The sequence below is a fragment of the Streptomyces sp. NPDC004031 genome, assembly GCF_053604375.1.
On the sequence record NZ_JBSGHL010000095.1, the window covers coordinates 1 to 19,953 of the forward strand.

Sequence of the window (19,953 nt, forward strand, 5' to 3'; positions counted from 1 at the left end):
ACCCTGCGGCTCTCCGGAGGCGGCGACGGCTGTCAACAAATTCCCCTGACAACGTTGTCACCCCCTCCGTGCCCGAGCTTTCCCCTGAGCAGGCGGCGTCACATCGCGCGCATCCGCAGATAGCGCCGGATGTCCGGGACGACCTGGGCGATGGCGGCGCCGACGGCCGCCGCAGCGGTACCGACGGCCAGCATCTTCTTCACCATGGCGAGGTGCTCCTCTCGTGTGTGACCGCGTCCGGGACCGCGCGGTCCCCGTCCTGCCGTACGGGCAGGCCGTCCGTGCCCCCGTCCGCCCCGTCGTCCGCCGCCCCCACCAGTTCGCGGACCAGCCCGACCGCCGCCGGGACCGCCGCCTCGACGGCGGGGCTCAGGCCCATGCCCTCCCCGACGTCCGCCGGTTCGCAGCCCACGACCACGACCCGGCGCGGGGGAGCGCCGCCGGTGCCCGCGCACAGCGTGCCGAGCAGCGCCAGCACCGCGTCCGGCGTCATCCGGTGCCCGTCGAGCACGGCGCCCGGGTGCGCGTCCGTACCGCACTCCCCGGCGTCGAGGACATACAGGGTGCCGGGGGCGCCGCCGCGCGCGGTGGCGTCCACCAGGACGAGGGTGTCGTAGCCGTCGAGCAGCCGGTAGGCGAGGTCCACCCCCCGCACCCCGGCGTCCAGCACCTCGACGCCCGCGGGCAGTCCGGCGCGCGGCAGCCGCCGTACCGTCTCCACGCCGAAGGCGTCGTCGCCGAGGAAGATGTTGCCGACCCCGGCGACCAGCGTCCGGCCGCGGGCGGCGGGCGCGGCCGGTCCGGCGCTCACGCGTCCTCCAGCGGGCTGATCTCGTCCGGCTGGAAGTACAGGAACCTGCCCTGCTCGCGCCGGATGTCGGCGCCCGGGTCGCCGTCGACGGTCACCGCCAGGTGCACCCCGCCGTCCACGTCGTGCAGCACCGCCTCGACCAGCGCGCTGCGGCCGTGCAGGAAGAGGTCCTGCGCGTCGGTGCGGCGCAGCCCCGGGCGCAGCACGACCCGGCTGCCCGCGCCGATCGCGCGGCCGCCGACCAGGACGCGGTCGGTGTCCGGGTCCACGGTGCGGTCGCCGCCCGGGTCCCACCACGGGGTGCCGGGCTCCACCAGCAGGTCGGCCTCGCCGGACGGCGTACCCGCTCCGGTGACCTCGCGCAGCGAGCGCACCGCGCCGTGCAGCCGCTCCAGGACCTCCGGCGGCATCGAGTCGGCGAGGTCCACGACGGCGGCGGCCCGCGGGTCCGTGCCGCGGGCCTCGCGCTTCTCCCGGTCGGTGAGCGTCGCCGTGCGCAGCGTCAGGATCTCGTCGATCTCCAGCGCGTCGTAGAGCGCCCCCGGGCTCTCCGGCGCCACGGCCGGGTGGTCCTCCAGGATGATCGGCGAGGCCAGCACCACGTCCGCGGCGCCGTCCCGCCCCGCGAGCACGGGCCAGGACCGCAGGTTCGTGCACGCGGCGGTCGCGGCCCGCGCCCACTGCGGAGGGTCGGTCAGCGACAGGAAGCGGCCCGTGTCCAGACCGAGCATCAGATGGGCCGAGATCAGCGCCCGCGGCAGGGCCGCCGTACGGTCGGCGCCTTCGGGCGGACCCGCCTCGGCGGTGTTCTCCACCACGGCGGCCAGCCGCTGTACCGCGTACGGGCCCGGCAGTTCGGCCGCGGTGAGGGTGACGCGGCCGCGCAGCGGCTCGCGGGAGTGCACCAGGCGGCCCACGAGCCGCCCGTCCTCGTGGACGTCCTCGGTCTCCTCGCCCCCCGCGACGGTGAAGTCCACGGTGTGCCCGACGGCCAGCTCCGCCACCGGCACCTCGACGGTGACGCGTTCCTCCACGCCCTCGTCCCATGCGCTCAGCACCCGGTCGGCCAGCTCCAGTTCGCCGGTGTCCGCGAAGCCGCCGCCGGGCAGCGCCCGCTGCACCCGGCGCCGCCGGGCGTGCAGGAAGCGCAGCTCGGCGTGCAGGACGGCGCCGCCGCGCGGCTCCATGAGCACCTCGGTGCGCTGGGCGCAGTGCTCCCCGCTCGTCTCGCCCCAGCCCGGCGGCACGAGCACGCCGAACTGCCAGCGCAGCCGGTTCTTGGCCGCCGACGCCCGGTAGGGGTAGAGGACGTAGCCCTCCAGCAGCACCGCGTCCGCCACCGCGCGGGCCGCCGCGAAGCGGTCCCCGGTGTCCGTCGCCGTCATGAGGCCGCACGGCCCGGGACCAGGGGCCGGCCGTCGCGGTCGGCGGCGGCGAGCAGCGATTCCACGGTGGCCTCCCACGACGGCAGCGCGTGCCGTGAGCGGTAGGCGAGCAGCGCGTCCATCGCCGTTCCCGGCAGCCGCAGCCACCCGCAGCCGGGGAAGTGCTGCTCGACCATCTCCCGCCACACCGCGACCGGCATCCGGCAGGTGGCCTCGCGGTCCCACGGCACCGGCTCCACCCGGTAGCCGCCGGGCCCGGTGAAGGCCGTCCCGGCGAAGAGCACCAGCAGCGGCACCTCGCCGTCCTCCAGCGCGCCGAAGTAGCGCGTGGCGGCGACGTCCATGTCGTACGTGCACGGCACCGGCAGGTCCGCCTCGGTCTCGCCGGTGAAGCCCGGCACCACCAGCGACACCTGCGCGAACTGCAGCGGCAGCAGCGTGCTGCCCCAGCGCGAACGCGCGCCGAACAGGTCGGCCAGGCCCGCCGCCTCGCCCGCCGAGTAGCCGCGCCGGGCCGGTTCGATCCGGAACTGGCAGCGCAGCGCCATCGCGTGCACCCGGGTGCCGGGATCGGCGGTCACCCGCAGCCGGAAGACCAGCGTGGGCCCGGCGGCGTAGCGGTCGGCGCGCACCCCGGTGCACGCGAAGGAGAAACCGGTCACGCGGCGTCCTCCCGGAAGGGCCGGGCGCGCCCGGCGACGGAGGCGAAGAACGCGTCGAGCGCCGCCCGTGCCTCGGCGCCGCCGTCGAAGCCCTGCCACAGCAGCCGCATCCGGCCGACGAGTTCGTAGCAGGCGTCGATCGGCACCAGGTAGCAGGCGCAGCCGGCGTCGTCGCGGCGCAGCAGCAGCGCCTCGACGTCCGGCCGGAGCACGGCGGCGAGCCGGGTGCGGTCCAGCACCTCCTGCCAGGAGTCCGGTTCGAGCTCGCTCTCGGTGGCGCCCGCCGGGCTCGGGTAGAGGGCGACGAAGCGGTCCAGGGCGGCGTTGCGGAAGAAGAACACCACCCCGACCGGGATGCGCAGGCGCTCCCAGGCCGCGTCGTCCACGGTGTGGCCGGGGTCGGTGAGCCAGCGGTCCGGCACGGTGCGGAAGCGGCCGTGCGCGGAGCCGGGGTTCTCGAACAGCATGGCGCACGCCGGGCAGGCGCACGCCAGCGTGCGCCGGTCGGTGTCCACCAGGTGCCGGTGCCCGGCGCCCACCCCGGTCCCGCCCAGCCCGGTCCCGCCCACCCCGGTCCCGCCCAGCCCGGTCCCGCACAGCTCGCACCGCTCGGGCCGCGGCGGGGCCGGCGCGGTGAAGCGCCGCAGTCCCGCCGGGCGGCCCGCGATGTCCTGGCCGAGCGTCATGAGGCGCCCGCCGCGCCGGGCCGGGCCCCGATCTGCAGCAGCACCGGTTCGCCCGGCCCCGCGGGCTCCAGCTCCACCCGGGTCACCTCGGCGGCGAAGCAGGCCAGCGCGTCCTCCACCGCCTGCCGGGCGGCGTCCCCGGCGGGCGCCCCGCCGGAGCAGCCGCACCCGCCGGACGCGGGGGCGGACCGCAGCCGCAGCACGCCGGTGTCCGGGTCGAAGCCGGTCAGCTCGACCGGTCCGCCGGGCAGCCGGCCCAGCGCCCGGGTGATGCGCGCCGTCAGGTCCTCCGGGTGCAGGTCGTGCAGGACGAGCATGCCCGATACCAGGTCGTCGCCGAGCAGCTGCTCGACCGCCTGCGGGCCCTGCCGCCGGGCCAGTTCCAGCACCCGGGCGAGCCCGGCGCCGTAGAAGTCCATGAGGGTGCGCACCAGGTCCTCGGCGGCCTCGCACGCGGCGCGGTCGCCGGTGGCCGCGAGCCGGTCGAGGACGTCCTCGACGCGCCGCCCGGCCGTCTCGGCGTCCCGCACCCGCTCCTGTGCCGGCGCGGTCATCCGCCCATTCCGCTCAGCCCGGTCGGCACGTGCATCGTCTGCACCGTCTTCCCGCCGCCGACGTACATGTGCACCCCGCACGGCAGGCACGGGTCGAAGCTGCGCACCGCGCGCATGATGTCGATGCCCTTGAAGTTCTCCGGGGAGTTCTCCTCGAAGATCGGCGTGTTCTGCACCGCGTCCTCGTACGGACCCGGGGTGCCGAAGGAGTCGCGGGTGCTGGCGTTCCACGGGGTCGGCGGGTAGGGGTGGTAGTTGGCGATCTTGCCGTCGCGGATCACCATGTGGTGCGACAGCACCCCGCGCACCGCCTCGGTGAAGCCGACGCCCAGGCCCTCGTCGGGCACCTCGAACTTCTCCCATGTCTGCGTGCGCCCGGCGCGCACCTCGGCCAGGCCCTGCTCGGCGAAGTGCAGCGCGACCGCGGCCGCGTAGGCCTGGAAGTACGTGCGGGCGCGGTTGCGCTCCAGCGCGTTGCTCCACTTCGGGATCTTCCACTCGAAGCTGGTCTCCGGCTTGGTCATGGTGCGCGGCAGGTTGATGACCACGCTGTGGCCGGTCGCCTTGACGTAGCCGATGTCGACCAGGCCGGACAGCGCGGTCGACCACAGCCGGGCGATCGGGCCGCCGCCGGTGTCGAGCGCGAGGTGGTCCTTGCCGTCGAACCAGCGCGGCGACATCACCCAGCTGTACTTGTCGTCGAAGTCCCGCTTCTGCGGCGCCGGGATGGTGTGCTGGTTCCACGGGTGCCGCGGGTCGACGGGGTTGCCCAGCGGGTCGTGGGTGACGAAGCGCTCCTGGCCCTCCCAGTCCTGGTAGTAGGAGCTGCCGAGCAGGATGCGGATGCCGAGGTTGATCTCGGTGAGGTCGTTGGTGACGAGCTTGCCGTCCACGATCACACCGGGCGTGACGAACATCCGCCGGCCCCAGTCCGACATGTTGCGGTAGGTGAAGTCGCAGTGCTCGGGGTCGTTGAGCGCGCCCCAGCACCCCAGCAGCACCCGGCGGCGGCCGACCTCCTCGTAGCCGGGCAGCGCCTCGTAGAAGAAGTCGAACAGGTCGTCGTGCAGCGGCACCACGCGCTTCATGAACTCCACGTAGCGCATCAGCCGGCTGAGGTAGTCGGTGAACAGCTGCACCGAGGCGACCGTGCCCGTGCCGCCCGGGTAGAGAGTGGAGGGGTGCACGTGGCGGCCCTCCATGAGGCAGAACATCTCCCGCGTGTAGCGGCTCACCTGGAGCGCCTCGCGGTAGAACTCGCCCTCCAGCGGGTTCAGCGAGCGCATGATGTCGGCGATGGTGCGGTAGCCGTGCTCGGCGGCGTGCGGCGCCTCGGTGCGCTCGGCCAGCTCCAGCACGCCCGGGTTGGTCTCCTTCACCATGCGCTCGCAGTAGTCGACCCCGACCAGGTTCTCCTGGAAGATGTTGTGGTCGAACATGTACTCCGCGGCTTCGCCCAGGTTGATGATCCACTCGCCCAGGTGCGGCGGCTTGACCCCGTAGGCCATGTTCTGCGCGTAGACCGAGCAGGTGGCGTGGTTGTCGCCGCAGATGCCGCAGATCCGGCTGGTGATGAAGTGCGCGTCGCGCGGGTCCTTGCCCCGCATGAAGACGCTGTAGCCGCGGAAGACCGACGAGGTGCTGTAGCACTCGGCGACCTTCTTCTGCTTGAAGTCGATCTTCGTGTGGATGCCCAGGCTGCCCACGATCCGGGTGATCGGGTCCCAGGACATCTCCACCAGGCCGCTGCCGTCCCCGGCCGCCTTCGTCGTCGGTGATGCCATCGTCTTGTGCCGTGCCCTTCGTGGTGCGGTCGGGGGAGTCGTGCGGTCAGTGCGGTACGGGCCAGGTCACCACGGGGGCCGGTAGCCGGTCGTGAGCTTCTCGCGGGGCCCGCGCCACTTCGGCTCGGCGTCCACGGTGTGCTGGGTGACCTTGCGCAGCCGGCGGATGAGCGAGCCGTAGGCGCTGCTGGCGGTGACGGAGACGGTGGCGCCGGGCGGCTCGTCCATGAACGGCATGAACTTGTCCGGGAAGCCCGGCATCGTGCACGCGATGCAGATGCCGCCGACGTTGGGGCAGCCGCCGATGCCGTTCATCCAGCCGCGCTTGGGCACGTTGCACTTGACGACCGGCCCCCAGCAGCCCAGCCGGACCAGGCACTTGGGGGAGTCGTACGTCGTCGCGAACTGCCCCTGCTCGTAGTAGCCCGCGCGGTCGCAGCCCTCGTGCACGGTCGCGCCGAACAGCCACGCCGGACGCAGCTGCTCGTCCAGCGGGATCATCGGGGCCGCGCCCGTGGCCTGGTGCAGCAGGTAGACGAGCGTCTCGGCGAAGTTGTCCGGCTGGATCGGGCAGCCCGGCACGCACACCAGCGGGATGCCCGCGTGCGACGTCCAGTCCCAGCCCAGGTAGTCCGGCACGCCCATGGCGCCGGTCGGGTTGCCGGCCATCGCGTGGATGCCGCCGTAGGCCGCGCAGGTGCCGATCGCGACGACCGCGAGCGCCTTGGGCGCCAGCCGGTCGATCCACTCGCTCGTGGTGATGGGCTGGCCGGTCTCGGGGTCGTCGCCGAAACCGCACCAGTAGCCCTCGGGCTTGATCGCCTCGTTGGGGATCGACCCCTCGATCACCAGCACGAACGGGTCGATCTCGCCCCGCTCGCCCTTGAAGAACCACTCGATGAACGTGTCCGCGCCCTGCACGGGCCCGCACTCGAAGTCGATCAGCGGCCAGTGCACCTCGATCTTCGGCAGGCCCGGCAGCACGCTGAGCGCGATCTCCTCGATGCTCGGCTGCGTGGCCGCCGTCAGCGACACCGAGTCGCCGTCGCAGCTGAGCCCGGCGTTGATCCACAGCACGTGGATCGGCTTCTCGTCCTGCCCGGCGGTGCCGGCCTGGGTGTCCGGCGATGAGGTCGTCATGGGGATTCCTCCTCTGGGCGCGGGGACGAAACCCGCATGTCAGGCACCACTGTTGCGCCGATCGCCGCCGGTGGTGACATCTGGCTGGGCCATTCCGGGGGCAGGCCCCTCCGGTACGTCAGGGACGCCCGGGTGCGGCTGCTTGCGGACGAAGGCCGAGCGCAGCGCGTGGTAGGGCGCGGCCGGGTCGTCGAAGATGCGCCGCATCACCGCCAGCTCCGCCTCCCGGTACGCCGCGAGTGGCCGGACCGCCTCGTCCCGCTCGCGCGCCGCCTTCTTGCGGGCGATCCGGCCCTGCGTGCCGCCGCCCGCCGCCAGCCGTACGGCCTGGCGCGCCACCGCGCCCCGGAAGTCCTGCGGGGCCGCCGCGACCACCTGGTCCACCAGCCCCGTCCGCAGCGCCGCGGTCGCGCTCAGCGGCTGCGCGCGCTCCGTCAGCCGGCGGGCCGCCGCCGCGCCCACCCGCTGCGGCAGCGTGTACGTCCAGAACTCCGACCCGTACAGGCCCATCAGCCGGTAGTGCGGGTTGAGCACCGCGCCCGCGCGGCACCACACCTCGTCGGCGGCGAGCGCCAGCATCACCCCGCCGGCCGCCGCGTTGCCGCCGAGCGCGGCGACCACCAGCTTGTCGGTCGTGGTGAGCACCGCCTCGACCAGGTCGTCCATCGCCGTGAGGTTCGCCCAGGACTCGGCTGCCGGGTCGGCGGCGGCCTCGATGACGCCCAGGTGGATGCCGTTGCCGAAGAAGTCCCGCCCGCCGCCCAGCACCAGCACCGACGTGGGCCGCGCGCACGCCTGCCGGTAGGCCGCGAGCAGCCGCGCGCAGTGCGCGGTGCTCATCGCGCCGCCGGGGAAGGAGAACTCCAGGAAGCCCGCCCGGCCCTCCTCCCGGTAGCAGATGTCCTTCCACTCCCGCTCGGGCCCGTCCGGCGCCGCGGGAAGCTCCGGCAGCCCGGCGATCCGGCCGCCCAGCGCGAGCGCCGCGGGCAGCTTCACCCCGGCGGCGCGCCCGCCGCGGCCGCGCGGGGCGCGCAGTTCGGGGATCCACACCGCCCCGTCGACGGTGGCCCGGCACACCGCACCGGCGCGCGTGGCGAGCAGCTCGCCGGGCGGGCCGGTGAGGGCGCCCTCCGGGTGGCCGCCGTGCAGGTACCAGTCCTCGCCGAGCAGCCGGTCCAGCACGCCGGGGCGCGAGTCTGCGGCCCGCAGCCTGCGCAGCACCTCGGCCGTACCGTCGGCGGACCAGTCGATGCGCCGCCGCTCCTGGCGCAGGTACGGGCGGGTCACCACCGCGCCGGGCGGCTGCGGCAGCGGCCGGTAGGTGCCGGACCCGAACCGGGTGACGGCCAGCAGCACCGCGTCCACGGCGGCGTCGGCGACCTCGCCGCGGTAGAGGTCGCTCTTCCCGGCCGCGGGCAGGTCGCAGCCCGTGGTGGCCCACACGTCGCCGCCGTCCATCTCGGCGGTCGCCTGGAGCACCGTCACGCCCCAGCGCCGCGCGCCCTCCTGGAGCGCCCAGTCCAGCGACGACGGGCCGCGGTCGCCGACCGGGCCGGGGTGCACGATCAGCGTCGGCACCGCCCGCCACACGTCGTCCGGGACCGCGCTGGTCAGCATCGGCGCGACCAGCAGCTCGGGCCGGTGGTCGCGCACCGCGTGGCGCAGCGCAGCGTCGCGGACCTCCCGGTCCCCGGCGGCGAGCACGAAGGCCGTGCGGTGGCCGCGGTCCTGCAGCTCGGCCTGCACCCGCTGCGTGAGGCTGTTGAACGCGCTGGCGACCAGCAGGATGCGCACGGGCACCTCCGGGGGGTACGAGCGGGACGCCCGCGACGCTACGGCCGCGGCGGCACCGCCTCCGGCGCCCCGCCTGCGCGGTCACACGAATGCCGCCGCCGCGTTCGCCCGGGTGCCGCACTCGTGCGTGCCCCGCCCCGCCCGAACCGCGCACCGGTCCCGCCCCGGCCGGCCGCGCCCGCCGCGGTACTCGCCGATGCCGAGTGAGGGCCCGAACCGCCATCCGGCCAAGAGACGTTGCCCGGCCGGGCGGTCGGCGGCCCGTGTTACGTTGGCGCCATGGACGCAGATGGCCGCGGTACGGCCGTGCACCCCGCGCAGGGCCCCGGCGGGGGCGGTACGGCCGAACCGGCCCTGCACGGGTCGTTCACCGTCGAACTGGATCTGGCCGTCCCGCGCGCCCGGGTCTTCCAGGCCTTCGCCGAGGCCCCGCTGCGGCGCCGCTGGTTCCGGCTGCCGGGCCCTTCGGCGACCGCCGAGCACGAGCTGGACTTCCGGGTCGGCGGCGGCGAGGTCGCCCGCAACGTCTTCGTCTCCGGCGGGACCGAGGAGCCCCTCGTCTACCGCTCCCGCTTCCTCGACATCGTCCCCGACACCCGGATCGTCCACGCCTACGTCACCGAGGTGGACGGCCTGCGGCGCTGGGCCTCCCTCGTCACCGTCGAACTGTCCGACGCTCCGGGCGGATCGCGGCTGACCTGGACCGAGCAGTACACCTACCTGGTGTGGACGGGCGACGGCGCCCAGGACGTCGCGCACCTGCGCGGCGGCACCCGGCTGGTGCTCAACGGCCTCACCGTGGCCGTCACCCCTGCCGCGGCCGGGCCGGTCCCCAGGACCTGAGAGCCCGTCCGCCGGGACGCCGACCCCGGGCCCGGCGCGCACGGCACGTGGCCCTACGCTGCCACCCGGAGCGGAGGTGGCGATGATCGGTGCGATCGTCCTGGGGGTCAGCGGATTCCTCTTCGTGGCCCTCGGCCTGGTGGCGGCCCTGCCGCCGCGCGCCGGAGGCGGTTCGCGTGCCGGGTGGGGCGCGGTCGCCCTCGGCGTGAGCCAGTTGTGCCACGCGGCCGGGATGCTCACCGGCTCCGACGGGTCGGCCGGTGTGGCGCTCTCGACGGGCTCGGCCGCCTCCGCGGTCTGCGGGGCGCTGCTGGTGTGGTCCGACCGGAGAACGGCGCGTTCCGCCCGCCGGGGCCGCCGCCGCAAGCTCCCGCCGCTCGGCGGCTGACCCGTGGGCGCGCGGACCGGCCGACATCGCGGGATCCGGTCCGGCCGCGTGGAGGAGTCGTCGTCGAGCAGTCGTCGTGCCGATGTCTGCCCACGGCAGGAGACGAACCACTAGGTTTTCCTCCGTGGCGCACTCCGAGAACTCCGAAGTGACGACGACCTCCGACGGGCCCGGCGGGGACGCGAGCGAGCCGTGGCAGGCGCTCGCCCGGGACTACGAGCGGGCGCGGGCCAAGGAGGACTCGCTGGACCGGCTGGTCGAGTGGCCCGCGCAGCGCGGCGTCCTGGGCGACGTCGCCTCCCGGTCCGTGCTCGATCTCGGGTGCGGAAACGGCGCGAAGCTCGCCGAACTCGTGCGGGACGGAGCGGCCGCGTCGGTCGGTGTCGACATCAGCGGCACCTTCCTCACCGATCCGCCGTCCGGCATGGAACTCGTCCGGGGCGACCTCTCCGACCTGGACTCGGTGCCCGCGCTGACCGGCCGCACCTTCGACCGGATCATGTTCCTGCAGTCCATCGGGTACGCCGACGATCCGGTGCGCACATTGCGCGCGGCGCGCGGGATGCTGACCGACGACGGCTTCATCCTCCTGACCCGCACCCACCCGATCCGGTACGCCGTCGAACGGGCGGAGCAGAACGGGAGCACCCTGGGCGAGGAGTACTACTCCACCACCCCCTACGAGTACGTCCACAGCGGATGGAACGACCAGATCACGCTCACCAAACGCGTGTACACGATCGCCGACCTGCTCAACGTGTTCAGCGCGGCCGGACTGTGGATCGAGGCCGCGGTCGAACCGCGGCTCTCCGCGGAGGCCGGGCGCCGTCATCCGCACAAGCAGGCGTGGATGAACAAGCACCTCGGCATCCTGATCTTCAAGCTCCGACCCCGCTGACACGGCGGCCGAAGCCGCCGCGCCGTGCCCGTCACCCGCGCGCGGCCCGTGCCAGCGCGGCGAGGCCGGGCGCGAACACCTCGCCCGCGAAGAAGTCCCGCAGCGCCGCCGCCTCCGCCGGGTCCGAGGGCGTGAAGTCCGCGGTCCAGCGCGCGCGGCAGGACGCGCCGTCCGGGCCCGGCTCCAGGGCCAGTTCGGCGCGGTACCGGCGCACGGCGAAGGGCGACTGCGCGAACTCGTAGACGCACCGACCCCCGCCGAGCACGAGCAGCCGCTCCCTGATGGCCTCGCCCGTGCCGGTGACCAGGTGCCGTACGTGTCCGGGCGTGCCCGGCGGCAGGCCCGGCTCCGGCGCGGAGCGGGCGATCAGCGGGTGCCAGGAGGCGATGTCGTCGAAGGCGGCGACCAGCGGCCAGGCCCGTTCGTAGGGGACCGGCAGCTCGGCGGAGGCCTCCGCGAGGGTCGTGGGCGGCTCTTCCAGGACGAAGTCGGCGAAGTCGAAGGCGGGGGAGACCACGCAGGACACCAGCACCTCGTCCGGTCCGTACGGCCGCGCCGCCTGCCAGTGCCCGCCCGGCACCAGCGCCTGCGGCTGCTGACCGGCCGCCAGGTCCGGCCCGAGCACGATCTGCGTGACGTCCGAGCGGTCGGGGGCCGTGCCCGTACCGCCCAGCGACAGCAGCAGCGGGCCGCCGCGGTGCCACAGCCACAGCTCGTCGGAGCGCACCTGGTGCCAGCGCGACTCCTGGTGCGGCTCCAGCAGGAAGTGGATGCCGCTGGCCAGGCGGCGCGGGCCCGGGTAGCCGTCCGGCCGCACCTCGGCCTGCCCGCCCGCGGTCCATGTCTCCCGGTACCAGCCGCCCTCCGGGTGCGGCTCAAGTCCCAGCAACCGTGCGGTCTGCGGCCGTGCGTCCTCCGCCATCGCCGTCCCTTCCCCGCGGGCAGTTCCCGCGCACCGTTGCGCCACCCCGCCCGCGGCCCCGCCACCCGAGTGAGGCCCCGTCACGCGCCGCCGGCGGGCGCCGGTGCGCGAAGGTGCTCCGACCGCGGCGCCGAAAGCACCCTGTGTCCCGATACGTCCTTTCCCGGCCGGTGACCGGCCGGAAGAGTGGGGGCAGGGGGCAAGATCGGCGGGGAAGCGGGAAAGGCGGTGGTCCGGCGTGCTGCGGACCGTGTTCGACAGCCGGAGTGTACGCGCGCAGGAGCGGGTGGAGGCGTGGCGCGACGCGACCGCGGGCGCCCTGGTCCGCAACGAGATCAGCGTCGACGCCGACGGCTTCCACGCCACCTTGCGCACCGCCGCCTTCGGTACGGCGCAGGTCACCGCCCTCACCTACGCGTCCATGGCCTCCCGCCGCACCCCGCGGCTGATCCGCCAGGCCGACCCGGAGATGTACGCCGTCGGCCTCGTCGTACGCGGCACGCAGGCCATCGCCCAGGCCCGCACGGTGAGCCGGCTGGGCCCGCAGGACCTCGTGGTGTACTCCACCTCGCGCCCCTACCGGGCGTACGTCGACGCCCGGCCGGACGGCGCCGCGTCGGTCGTGGTGCAGGTGCCGCGCGCCGATGTGCCGCTGCCGCCCGACCGCGTCGACCGGCTGCTCGCGACCCGCCTCCCGGCGCGGGACGGCGCGGGGTGCCTGCTCGCGGGCTTCCTCACCCAACTCGCCGCCGACACCGCCCCGCTGCGGCCCGCCGACGCCCACCGGCTCGGCGGCGTCCTCGTCGACCTGGTCACCGCGTGGCTCGCACACCACACCGACACCGGCGACCGGGCCCCCGCCGAGACCCGCCGCCAGGTGCTCTTCCTCCAGGTCGACGACTTCATCCGGCGCCATCTGGGCGATTCCGCGCTGACCCCCGCCACCGTCGCCGCCGCCCACCACATCTCCCTGCGCACCCTGCACCGCCTCTTCCAGGACCACGCCCACGGCGCCACCCCCGCCGCCCACATCCGGGCCCGCCGCCTGGCCCGCGCCCGCCGCGACCTCGCCGACCCCGCCCAGGCCGCCCGCCCCGTCCAGGCCGTCGCCGCCCGCTGGGGCTTCGGCCACCCGCCCGACTTCACCCGCGCTTTCCGCGCCGCCTACGGCAGCACCCCCACCGACTACCGCCGGGCCGCCCTGCACCCGCAGCCTGGCACCCAGCGTTAAGCGACCGGCACGCAGCGCTATCCCCGCCGCGCCCGCCCACCGGCACGATCGACCCACAACCCGGGCGCGGCCCGCGGCCGCAAGGGGACGAGAGCGCCCCGGCGGCCGCCCCGCACCGGGCGACAGCACGGGCCGGACGGGGCCCCGGCCGGTGCGCCGGCCCCGCCCGGCAGAGCACGAAGGGAACGATCGCGTGCGTACGACACGACTCGCCGGAACCGTCACGGCCCTGGCCGCCGCACTCTGCCTCGGGTGGGGCACCGGAGCAAGCGCCGCCACCCCCGCGGCGGCGGCCGCCCCGCGGGTGACCGCCTGTCCGGTCGCCAGCGGCTACGCCTGCTTCTGGGTCGACATCAACCGCGGCGGCACCATGGGCAAGGTGGCCGGCACCAACCACGACTACCGCGACCTGAAGAACACGTCGGGCTGCACCGCCTACCCGGGCACCTGGAACGACTGCATCAGCTCCGTCGAGAACCAGGGCACCTCCTGCACCGTCTACTTCTACTCCGACGCCGACTACCACGGCACCCGGCACAGCGTCGCCGTCGGCGACCGCGTCAACAACGTCGGCACCGGCTTCAAGGACCCGGCCTTCAACGACGCCATCAGCTCCAACAACTGGTGCACCCCCAAGTGATCCGCCGGGCGGCGGCGCTCCTCGCCGGATGCGCACTGGCCGCCGGACCGGCCGGCTGCGGCTCCCCGCAGCCGGCCGGTCCCCCCGCGGTGTCCGCCGCGATGGCGGACCTGGCCACCGCATCCGGCGGCTGGCCCGCCGGATCCGCCCGCCTCCAGGCCGCCTTCGACCGCCTCGACCGCGCCTGCCTCGGCAGGGCCGGCTTCCACCTCCCGCCCGCAGCCGCCGCCGTGCCCCCGTCCCCCGACGACGAGGCCGCCGTCATCGACCTGACCGGCCGCGCCCGCGACGGCTACGGCATCACGGCCGCCGCGGGACCCGCCGCACCGCCCGCCGCCGACGGCTACCCGGCCGCCCTCCCGCCGCAGGACCGCGCCCGGTTCGCCGACGCCCAGTTCGGCCGCGGCGCCCCCAAGGCCGCCGTGCCGCTGCGCGGCGCCAGCAGCGCCACCGTCCCGGCGGGCGGCTGCGTCGCCGCGGCCCGCAAGCAGCTCGGCGGCAGCCTCCGGGACTGGGCCCGCATCGATTACGTCCCGCAACTGCTCGCCGACGCGACCCTGCACGCCGCCACCGGCGACCCCGGGTGGGCCGACGTCCTCGCCGGATGGCGGGCCTGCATGCGGGGCGGCGGCCACGCCTATCCCACGCCCGAGGCCGCCGTCGCCGCACTGCGCCGCGAGCACGCCGCGGGCGCGGCGGATCCCGCCTTCCGCGCCCGCGAGATCGCCGTCGCGGTGGCCGACGGCCGCTGCCAGGCCCGCACACACCTGCCCGCGGCCCTCCTGCGCCTGCGCCGCCAGGAGACCGCCCGGCTGCCCGCGTCCGACCTGCGGCTCCTGGCGGAGGTCACCGCCGAGTGGCAGGCCGCCCTGGCCCGCGCCACCCGCGTCCTGCCGCCGCCCGGCTCCGTACGGGCGGCGGGACCGCCCTGACGGCCGATCACGGCTCCCGCCGAGGGTGTTGGATGACTTCATGACCGGTGCGGCAGGGAAGAAGAGGGAGCGGCCGCCGTTCGGCATGCCCCGCCACATCGTCCTGCTCGCCACCCCGCAGGGCTGGCGGCACAGCCTCACCACCACCGACGGCGCCCTCGTCTGCGGCGGCCTCAACGACCTCCCCGCCGACGCCGGACCGGCCGAAGCGCGCCGCGCCGCCACGGACATGCTCACCGGGCTCTGCCGGGAGTTCCACGGCACCGGGATCGACGTGACCTGGACCCCGCCCGACCGCCTGACCGGCCGGGTCGTCCCGCAGCCCGCACCTCCCGCCGACTGAGCGGAACCGCCGCGGCGGGCGCCGCGTCGAACCGGCGCGGCGCCCGGCGGACCGGGCGCCGGAGGCCGGACCAGGGGGCGGGCATGCGGGTGAGCAGGGCGTACGGACGCGGCGCGGCGGCAGCGGCGGCGGCAGTGCTGGCGGCGGCGGTGAGCGGCTGCGGGGGCGGCGGCTCCGGCACGGTCGTGGACGGCACGGCGCCCCCGGTCCCGTACGCGGGGCCGCTGCATGTCGCTGTCCGCGCGGCCGCGGGCGACGACCCGGCCGCGCTGCTCGCGGCCTCGGGCGCGGCCGGGCGCGCGCTCGAATGCACCGGGCGGATCTATGCCGGCGGCGGCTCCGACGCGTGGAGTAAGGGCGACGGCGGCAGCACCCCGGAGGAGGGCCTCCAGGCGTACTTCGACATGGACGACCCGGACGTGCCGCGCGCGGGCTACCGGGTGGAGCGCCGTGACAGCGACCGCGTGCTGTTCTCCTACGACGTGGACCTGCGCACCAAGGTCGCCGTGGTCGTCGCCAAGGACCAGCCGGGGCGCCCCGGCTGGGGCCCCGAGACCAGCGCGTCCTGCGACCCGGCCGAACTCCCCGCGAGCTTCACCGACAAGGGCCCGTACCAGATCTGGACCGACAGCCACGGCGCCCGCGTGCCCGTCACCACTGTCAGCAGCAGCGACGGCCCCGCCCACTGCGGCTGGCAGCAAGCCCGCTTCCTCGAACTCGGCGCCGCCTCCGGAAGCCGGGAGTACGCCCGCGACCCGCACGGCGTCCTCCCGCCCGGCTCGCTGGCCGCCGCGTACGACGGCGACGCCGCCCTGCCCGCCGACGCGCGCAGCACCGGCTACCACCGCCGGGGCGAGGAGCTGTGGACGACCCCCGACACCTCCCGCGTCTATGTCCGCACCTCCCACGGGGTCGAGGCGTGGCCGGCCGTCACCCCCGGACACGGCTGCGCGTGAGCGGCGGCTGACCTGCCGTCACCTCCGCAAACGCCTTTGACGTGGCCGCGCGGCCGTGGTTAGCGTGCGGCAATGGAGATCTTGCGGTATGTCGCCTTCGCCACGCAGCCCTCGGGCGGCAACCCGGCCGGAGTGGTCCTCGACGCGACCGGCGCCGACGCGGCCGACATGGCCGCCGTCGCCGCCGAGGTCGGGTACTCCGAGACCGCGTTCGTGGTGCCCCGGCCGGACGGCGGGCTGGGCATCCGCTACTTCAGCCCCAAGGCCGAGGTGCCCTTCTGCGGCCACGCCACCGTCGCCACCGCCGTCGCCTGGGCGGGCCTGCACGGCACGGGCGAACTCGCCCTGCACACCGCGGCGGGCCTGGTCCGGGTCGCGACCCGGGAGGATGCCGACGGCGTGCTGCGGGCCGAACTGGTCAGCGTCGCCCCGCGCGTCGAGCCCCTCGCACCAGAAGACCTGGACGAGGTGCTCGCCGCGCTGGACTGGAAGCCGGCCGACCTCGACCCGGCCCTTCCGCCGCGCCTGGCGTACGCCGGTGCCTGGCACCCGGTCGTCGCGGCCGCCACCCGGGAGCGGCTGGCCGACCTCGACTACGACATGGCCCGGCTCGGCGATCTGATGGCCCGCCGTGGCTGGACCACCGTCGACCTGGTGTGGCGCGAGTCGGCCCGGGTCTACCACTCCCGCAACCCGTTCCCGCCCGGCGGTGTCGTCGAGGACCCGGCCACCGGCGCGGCCGCTGCGGCCTTCGGCGGCTACCTGCGGGCACTGGGCCTGGTGGAACCGCCTGCCGCCTTCACCGTCCACCAGGGCGACGACCTCGGCCGCCCCAGCGTCATTACGGTGAACGTGCCGGCCGAGCCCGGCAGCGGCATCCGCGTCAGCGGGGCCGCCGTCCGCCTCCCGGACCCCGCCTGAGCGGCCCCGCGGCGGCCGGTGCGCGTCAGACGGCCGCCGCGGTGAGGTAGTCCCCTTCCTCGATGTCGGCGAGCAGCCCCGGCCGCGTGGGCGTCCAGCCGAGCAGTTCGCGAGTGCGCGCGCTGGAGACGGGGGCGTCGAGGCCGAAGACGGTGGCCATGAACGGGTTCTCGAAGTGCGCGGCCGCCTCCCGCGGGCCGAGGCCCTCGACGGGCAGCCCGAGTCCGCGCCCGATCACCCCGGCGACGTCCCGGAAGGCGACCCCGCCCTCGGCCACGCCGTGCAGCACGCTGCCCGCGGGCGCCTTCTCCAGCGCCAGCCGGAAGAGGTCCGCGGCGTCGAGCCGGTGCACCGCGGGCCAGCGGTTGGCGCCGTCGCCGACGTAGGCCGACACGCCGGTCCGGCGCGCCGTCGCGACGAGCATCCCGACGAAGCCGTAGTCGCGGGGCCCGTGGACGGTGGGCGCGAGCCGCACGACGCTCGCCCGCACCCCCTGCCCCGCGAAGGCGAGGCAGGCCTCCTCCCCGGGGATACGGAATCCGGCGACCGATCCCGGGTCGGGCCGGTCCGTCTCCGCGCCCTCCCGGCCCGCGGCCATGACCAGCGTGCCGGAGGTGCTCACGAACGGCTTGCCGGACCCCGCCAGCGCCGCGCCGAGCGCCTCGACCGCGCCCCGGTCCCGCCGGACCAGGTCGTCGGGATCGGTGAAGTCCCCGCCGAACGCCATGTGCAGCACCCCGTCCGCGGCGGCGGCGCCCTCGCGCAGGCTGCCGTGGTCCTCCAGCGAGCCGCGCAGCGGCACGGCGCCCAGCGACTCCAGCCGCGCCGCGGCGGCGTCCGAGCGCGCGAGCCCGGTGACGGTGTGGCCGGCCGCGACCAGCCCGGCGACGACAGTGGGCCCGGTCAGCCCGGAACCGCCGGTGACGAAGACATGCATGAAGCACTCGCTCTCACGTGGCACCCATGGACGGCGCTGATGTTCGCGCCAGTCACTGACACTAAGTAGCGCCAGTCGATGGCGTCAAGAAACGCCAGTGGCTGACACAAAGAAGCGCCGGTCACTGGCGTGTGCGATCCTGGGTGAATGCCACGCAGCGGAGCAGAAGCGCGCCGCCGCCTCCAGCAGGCGGCCCTGGAGCTGTACCGGGAACGCGGATTCGACCAGACCACCACGGCCGAGATCGCCGCCCGCGCAGGCCTCAACGAGCGCACCTACTTCCGGCACTTCGCCGACAAGCGCGAAGTCCTCTTCGACGGCCAGGCTGAACTGCGCGACACCCTCGTCCACGAGATCGCCGCCGCCCCCGACGCCCAGCCGCTCGAACTGCTGCTGCACGCCTTCCTGAAGGCCAAGCACATCCTGGAGGACAACCGCGACTTCTCCGAGCCGCGCTGCGCGGTCATCGCCGCCACCCCCGCCCTGCGCGAACGCGAACTGGCCAAGGCCGCGACCCTCACCGAGGCCGTCGCCGGGGCCCTGCGCCTGCGCGGCGTCCCGGACCGGCTCGCGGACCTCGCCGCCCAGGCCGGCTGGGCCGCCTTCCAGCAGGCCGCCGGAGCGTGGATCGACGACCCGGCGCAGACCCTGGACGCCTACCTGCGCCGCGCCTTCGACGACCTGTGCACCCTCTCCGCAGCCGCCCCGCAGGACCACGACCACGACCGCGCCGGAGCCTGACCGCCCGGCCCGGCCCCCGCCCTGCGCCGCTCAGGCACCCGCCTGCGCGACCAGCAGCGACTCCAGGCCGAACAGGAACCGCTCGATGCCCCGACGCGGCAGGTAAGCGGTGTCGGCGGTGACCGACACCTCCAGAGCCCCCGTGACGTGCACGCAGAAACGGCAGTTGAGCCGCTCCTGCCCGAGCGGCCACGACAGCCTGCTGGCCGGCAGCGCCGCCCGGATCCGCGCCGGTGCGCACGGCGCCGGGTCCGGCCGGACCGGCCGCTGGTCGTTGAAGCAGCACAGCGGCTGCGCCCAGCCCCCGCGCATCCGGTCCACCGGATCGTGGAAGGCACTGCGGTACGCCCGCAGCGCCGCCGGATCCGCGGCCCGCAGCAGCTCCCCGAACGGCCGGTCCACCCCCTCCAGGGCGAACACCCCCTCCTGCGAGACCATCCCGACGATCCGCGCGGTGTCCCGGCGGAAGCGGTTGCTCGCGATCGGCAGCACCGCGCACCGCTCCCGCCCCGTCGACCGCCCCACCAGCGCCGCCGTCGCCGCCAGCAGCACGGTGGACGTCGACGTACGGTGCCGGGCCGCGACCGCCCGCACGGCCAGGTCCATCGCCGGGGAGGCCAGCTGACCCCGCCACACGCGCGGCCGCTCGCCCGCACCCGCCGGGCGGTCGAACATCACCTCCCGCGGCACCTTCTCCCACAGCCGCGCCGCCCGCGCCGCCGCCCGGCGGCCCTCCGGCCCCGCCTGCCAGCGGGCCAGATCGAGCGGGCGCGGCGCGGGCCGCCCGTCCAGGGCGCCCGCACCCCGCAGCAGCAGCACCCGCAGATCCCGCACGGCCACGTCGGCGCCGAGCCCGTCCGCCGCCACATGGCAGAAGGCGAGCACCACATGGCCGACCCGCGGCCCGTCCATGACCAGCGCGACGCGCAGCGGCCACTCGGCCTCGTAGTCGAAGGGCCGCGCGACCAGCCCGGCGAGCACCGCCTCGGGGTCGCCCGCACAGCACTCCACCGGCAGCTCCCCGCGCGCCGCCAGCCGCTGCCGCGGCCGCGGACCCGTGAGGTCCAGCCGGGTGCGCAGCGCGCCGTGCACGGCGACCAGGCCGCCGAGCGCGGCGCGGACCTCGACGGCCGTCCGCGCCCCGGGCACCTTCAGGATCCGTCCGAAGTTGAAGTACCCGTCGTCGGGCGCCGTCCGTCCGATGGCGTCCCAGATCGCCAGCTGGCCCCAGGTCAGCGGCCCGCTCTCCGCGTCCGCCGCGACGAAGGCGATGGTCACGGGCCCTCCGCCAGCAGTTGGTCGGCTTCTGCGTCGGTGAGTTGGTCGAGTTCGGTGAGGAGTGCGTTTTCGAGGGCTTGGGCGACGGCTTCGACGGTGCGGTGGTC

22 protein-coding genes are annotated in these 19,953 nt (G+C 75.5%); 10 read left to right on the forward strand and 12 right to left on the reverse strand.

Translation table 11 applies throughout. The annotated features are described in order from the left end of the window. Positions 1 to 98: 98 nt before the first annotated feature. The 9 genes from ACWERV_RS35135 to ACWERV_RS35175 all read right to left on the reverse strand — a co-directional run bounded on the left by ACWERV_RS35135 (position 99) and on the right by ACWERV_RS35175 (position 8,816). On the reverse strand, positions 99 to 206 hold the full coding sequence (locus tag ACWERV_RS35135; RefSeq protein WP_398183529.1) for a DUF6893 family small protein: 108 nt from the start codon (positions 204 to 206) through the stop codon (positions 99 to 101). Beyond that, positions 200 to 811, reverse strand: a complete 612-nt coding sequence (locus ACWERV_RS35140) for a hydrogenase maturation protease (protein WP_452940815.1) — start codon at positions 809 to 811, stop codon at positions 200 to 202. Before ACWERV_RS35140 ends, ACWERV_RS35135 begins: the two co-directional genes overlap by 7 nt. Next, on the reverse strand, positions 808 to 2,196 hold the full coding sequence (locus ACWERV_RS35145) for a hypothetical protein (protein ID WP_452940817.1): 1,389 nt from the start codon (positions 2,194 to 2,196) through the stop codon (positions 808 to 810). The genes ACWERV_RS35140 and ACWERV_RS35145 overlap by 4 nt, the downstream gene beginning before the upstream one ends. Next, positions 2,193 to 2,858, reverse strand: coding sequence for a DUF6084 family protein (locus ACWERV_RS35150; protein WP_452940819.1), 666 nt, complete (start codon positions 2,856 to 2,858; stop codon positions 2,193 to 2,195). Before ACWERV_RS35150 ends, ACWERV_RS35145 begins: the two co-directional genes overlap by 4 nt. Continuing rightward, positions 2,855 to 3,544 (reverse strand): DUF5947 family protein, encoded by a 690-nt coding sequence (locus tag ACWERV_RS35155; RefSeq protein WP_452940821.1) that lies wholly within the window; start codon positions 3,542 to 3,544, stop codon positions 2,855 to 2,857. Before ACWERV_RS35155 ends, ACWERV_RS35150 begins: the two co-directional genes overlap by 4 nt. Beyond that, on the reverse strand, positions 3,541 to 4,098 hold the full coding sequence (locus ACWERV_RS35160) for a hypothetical protein (protein ID WP_452940822.1): 558 nt from the start codon (positions 4,096 to 4,098) through the stop codon (positions 3,541 to 3,543). Before ACWERV_RS35160 ends, ACWERV_RS35155 begins: the two co-directional genes overlap by 4 nt. Beyond that, positions 4,095 to 5,882 carry a nickel-dependent hydrogenase large subunit gene (locus ACWERV_RS35165; protein ID WP_452940824.1) on the reverse strand — a complete coding sequence of 596 codons (1,788 nt, stop codon included), beginning with the start codon at positions 5,880 to 5,882 and terminating at the stop codon, positions 4,095 to 4,097. Before ACWERV_RS35165 ends, ACWERV_RS35160 begins: the two co-directional genes overlap by 4 nt. A gap of 66 nt (positions 5,883 to 5,948) precedes the next feature. Then, on the reverse strand, positions 5,949 to 7,022 hold the full coding sequence (locus ACWERV_RS35170) for an NADH-quinone oxidoreductase subunit B family protein (RefSeq protein ID WP_398183507.1): 1,074 nt from the start codon (positions 7,020 to 7,022) through the stop codon (positions 5,949 to 5,951). Positions 7,023 to 7,061: 39 nt separating this feature from the next. Further along, positions 7,062 to 8,816 (reverse strand): hydrogenase maturation protein, encoded by a 1,755-nt coding sequence (locus tag ACWERV_RS35175; RefSeq protein ID WP_452940847.1) that lies wholly within the window; start codon positions 8,814 to 8,816, stop codon positions 7,062 to 7,064. Positions 8,817 to 9,095: 279 nt separating this feature from the next. Between ACWERV_RS35175 and ACWERV_RS35180 the strand changes: the two genes are divergently transcribed. The 3 genes from ACWERV_RS35180 to ACWERV_RS35190 all read left to right on the forward strand — a co-directional run bounded on the left by ACWERV_RS35180 (position 9,096) and on the right by ACWERV_RS35190 (position 10,945). Beyond that, on the forward strand, positions 9,096 to 9,659 hold the full coding sequence (locus ACWERV_RS35180; protein ID WP_452940826.1) for an SRPBCC domain-containing protein: 564 nt from the start codon (positions 9,096 to 9,098) through the stop codon (positions 9,657 to 9,659). Positions 9,660 to 9,741: 82 nt separating this feature from the next. Beyond that, complete coding sequence (locus ACWERV_RS35185) at positions 9,742 to 10,047, forward strand: hypothetical protein (RefSeq protein WP_452940827.1); 306 nt, start codon at positions 9,742 to 9,744, stop codon at positions 10,045 to 10,047. A 124-nt stretch (positions 10,048 to 10,171) separates the two neighbouring features. Continuing rightward, positions 10,172 to 10,945 (forward strand): class I SAM-dependent methyltransferase, encoded by a 774-nt coding sequence (locus tag ACWERV_RS35190; RefSeq protein ID WP_452940829.1) that lies wholly within the window; start codon positions 10,172 to 10,174, stop codon positions 10,943 to 10,945. A gap of 31 nt (positions 10,946 to 10,976) precedes the next feature. Here ACWERV_RS35190 and ACWERV_RS35195 read toward each other — a convergent pair whose 3' ends face one another. Next, complete coding sequence (locus tag ACWERV_RS35195; RefSeq protein WP_452940831.1) at positions 10,977 to 11,867, reverse strand: cupin domain-containing protein; 891 nt, start codon at positions 11,865 to 11,867, stop codon at positions 10,977 to 10,979. A 238-nt stretch (positions 11,868 to 12,105) separates the two neighbouring features. On the opposite strand from ACWERV_RS35195, the gene ACWERV_RS35200 reads away from it, so the two are divergent. From ACWERV_RS35200 to ACWERV_RS35225, 6 genes are all read left to right on the forward strand, one after another. After that, complete coding sequence (locus ACWERV_RS35200) at positions 12,106 to 13,098, forward strand: AraC-like ligand-binding domain-containing protein (RefSeq protein ID WP_452940832.1); 993 nt, start codon at positions 12,106 to 12,108, stop codon at positions 13,096 to 13,098. A gap of 193 nt (positions 13,099 to 13,291) precedes the next feature. Continuing rightward, positions 13,292 to 13,738, forward strand: a complete 447-nt coding sequence (locus ACWERV_RS35205) for a peptidase inhibitor family I36 protein (protein ID WP_398183489.1) — start codon at positions 13,292 to 13,294, stop codon at positions 13,736 to 13,738. After that, entirely contained in the window at positions 13,735 to 14,670 is a 936-nt protein-coding gene (locus ACWERV_RS35210; protein WP_452940834.1) for a hypothetical protein, read from the forward strand. The genes ACWERV_RS35205 and ACWERV_RS35210 overlap by 4 nt, the downstream gene beginning before the upstream one ends. A 40-nt stretch (positions 14,671 to 14,710) precedes the next feature. Continuing rightward, positions 14,711 to 15,013 (forward strand): hypothetical protein, encoded by a 303-nt coding sequence (locus ACWERV_RS35215; protein WP_452940836.1) that lies wholly within the window; start codon positions 14,711 to 14,713, stop codon positions 15,011 to 15,013. 83 nt (positions 15,014 to 15,096) lie between these two features. Next, on the forward strand, positions 15,097 to 15,969 hold the full coding sequence (locus tag ACWERV_RS35220) for a hypothetical protein (RefSeq protein WP_452940838.1): 873 nt from the start codon (positions 15,097 to 15,099) through the stop codon (positions 15,967 to 15,969). Between the two features lie 72 nt (positions 15,970 to 16,041). Beyond that, positions 16,042 to 16,890 (forward strand): PhzF family phenazine biosynthesis protein, encoded by an 849-nt coding sequence (locus ACWERV_RS35225; protein ID WP_452940840.1) that lies wholly within the window; start codon positions 16,042 to 16,044, stop codon positions 16,888 to 16,890. Positions 16,891 to 16,915: 25 nt separating this feature from the next. Here ACWERV_RS35225 and ACWERV_RS35230 read toward each other — a convergent pair whose 3' ends face one another. Beyond that, entirely contained in the window at positions 16,916 to 17,827 is a 912-nt protein-coding gene (locus ACWERV_RS35230; RefSeq protein WP_452940842.1) for an SDR family oxidoreductase, read from the reverse strand. A gap of 147 nt (positions 17,828 to 17,974) precedes the next feature. Here ACWERV_RS35230 and ACWERV_RS35235 point away from each other — a divergent pair, with 147 nt between their 5' ends. Next, positions 17,975 to 18,568 carry a TetR/AcrR family transcriptional regulator gene (locus ACWERV_RS35235; protein WP_452940844.1) on the forward strand — a complete coding sequence of 198 codons (594 nt, stop codon included), beginning with the start codon at positions 17,975 to 17,977 and terminating at the stop codon, positions 18,566 to 18,568. A gap of 30 nt (positions 18,569 to 18,598) precedes the next feature. On the opposite strand, the gene ACWERV_RS35240 is transcribed toward ACWERV_RS35235, so the two are convergent. After that, complete coding sequence (locus tag ACWERV_RS35240; protein WP_452940846.1) at positions 18,599 to 19,846, reverse strand: condensation domain-containing protein; 1,248 nt, start codon at positions 19,844 to 19,846, stop codon at positions 18,599 to 18,601. Between the last annotated feature and the right edge of the window lie 107 nt (positions 19,847 to 19,953).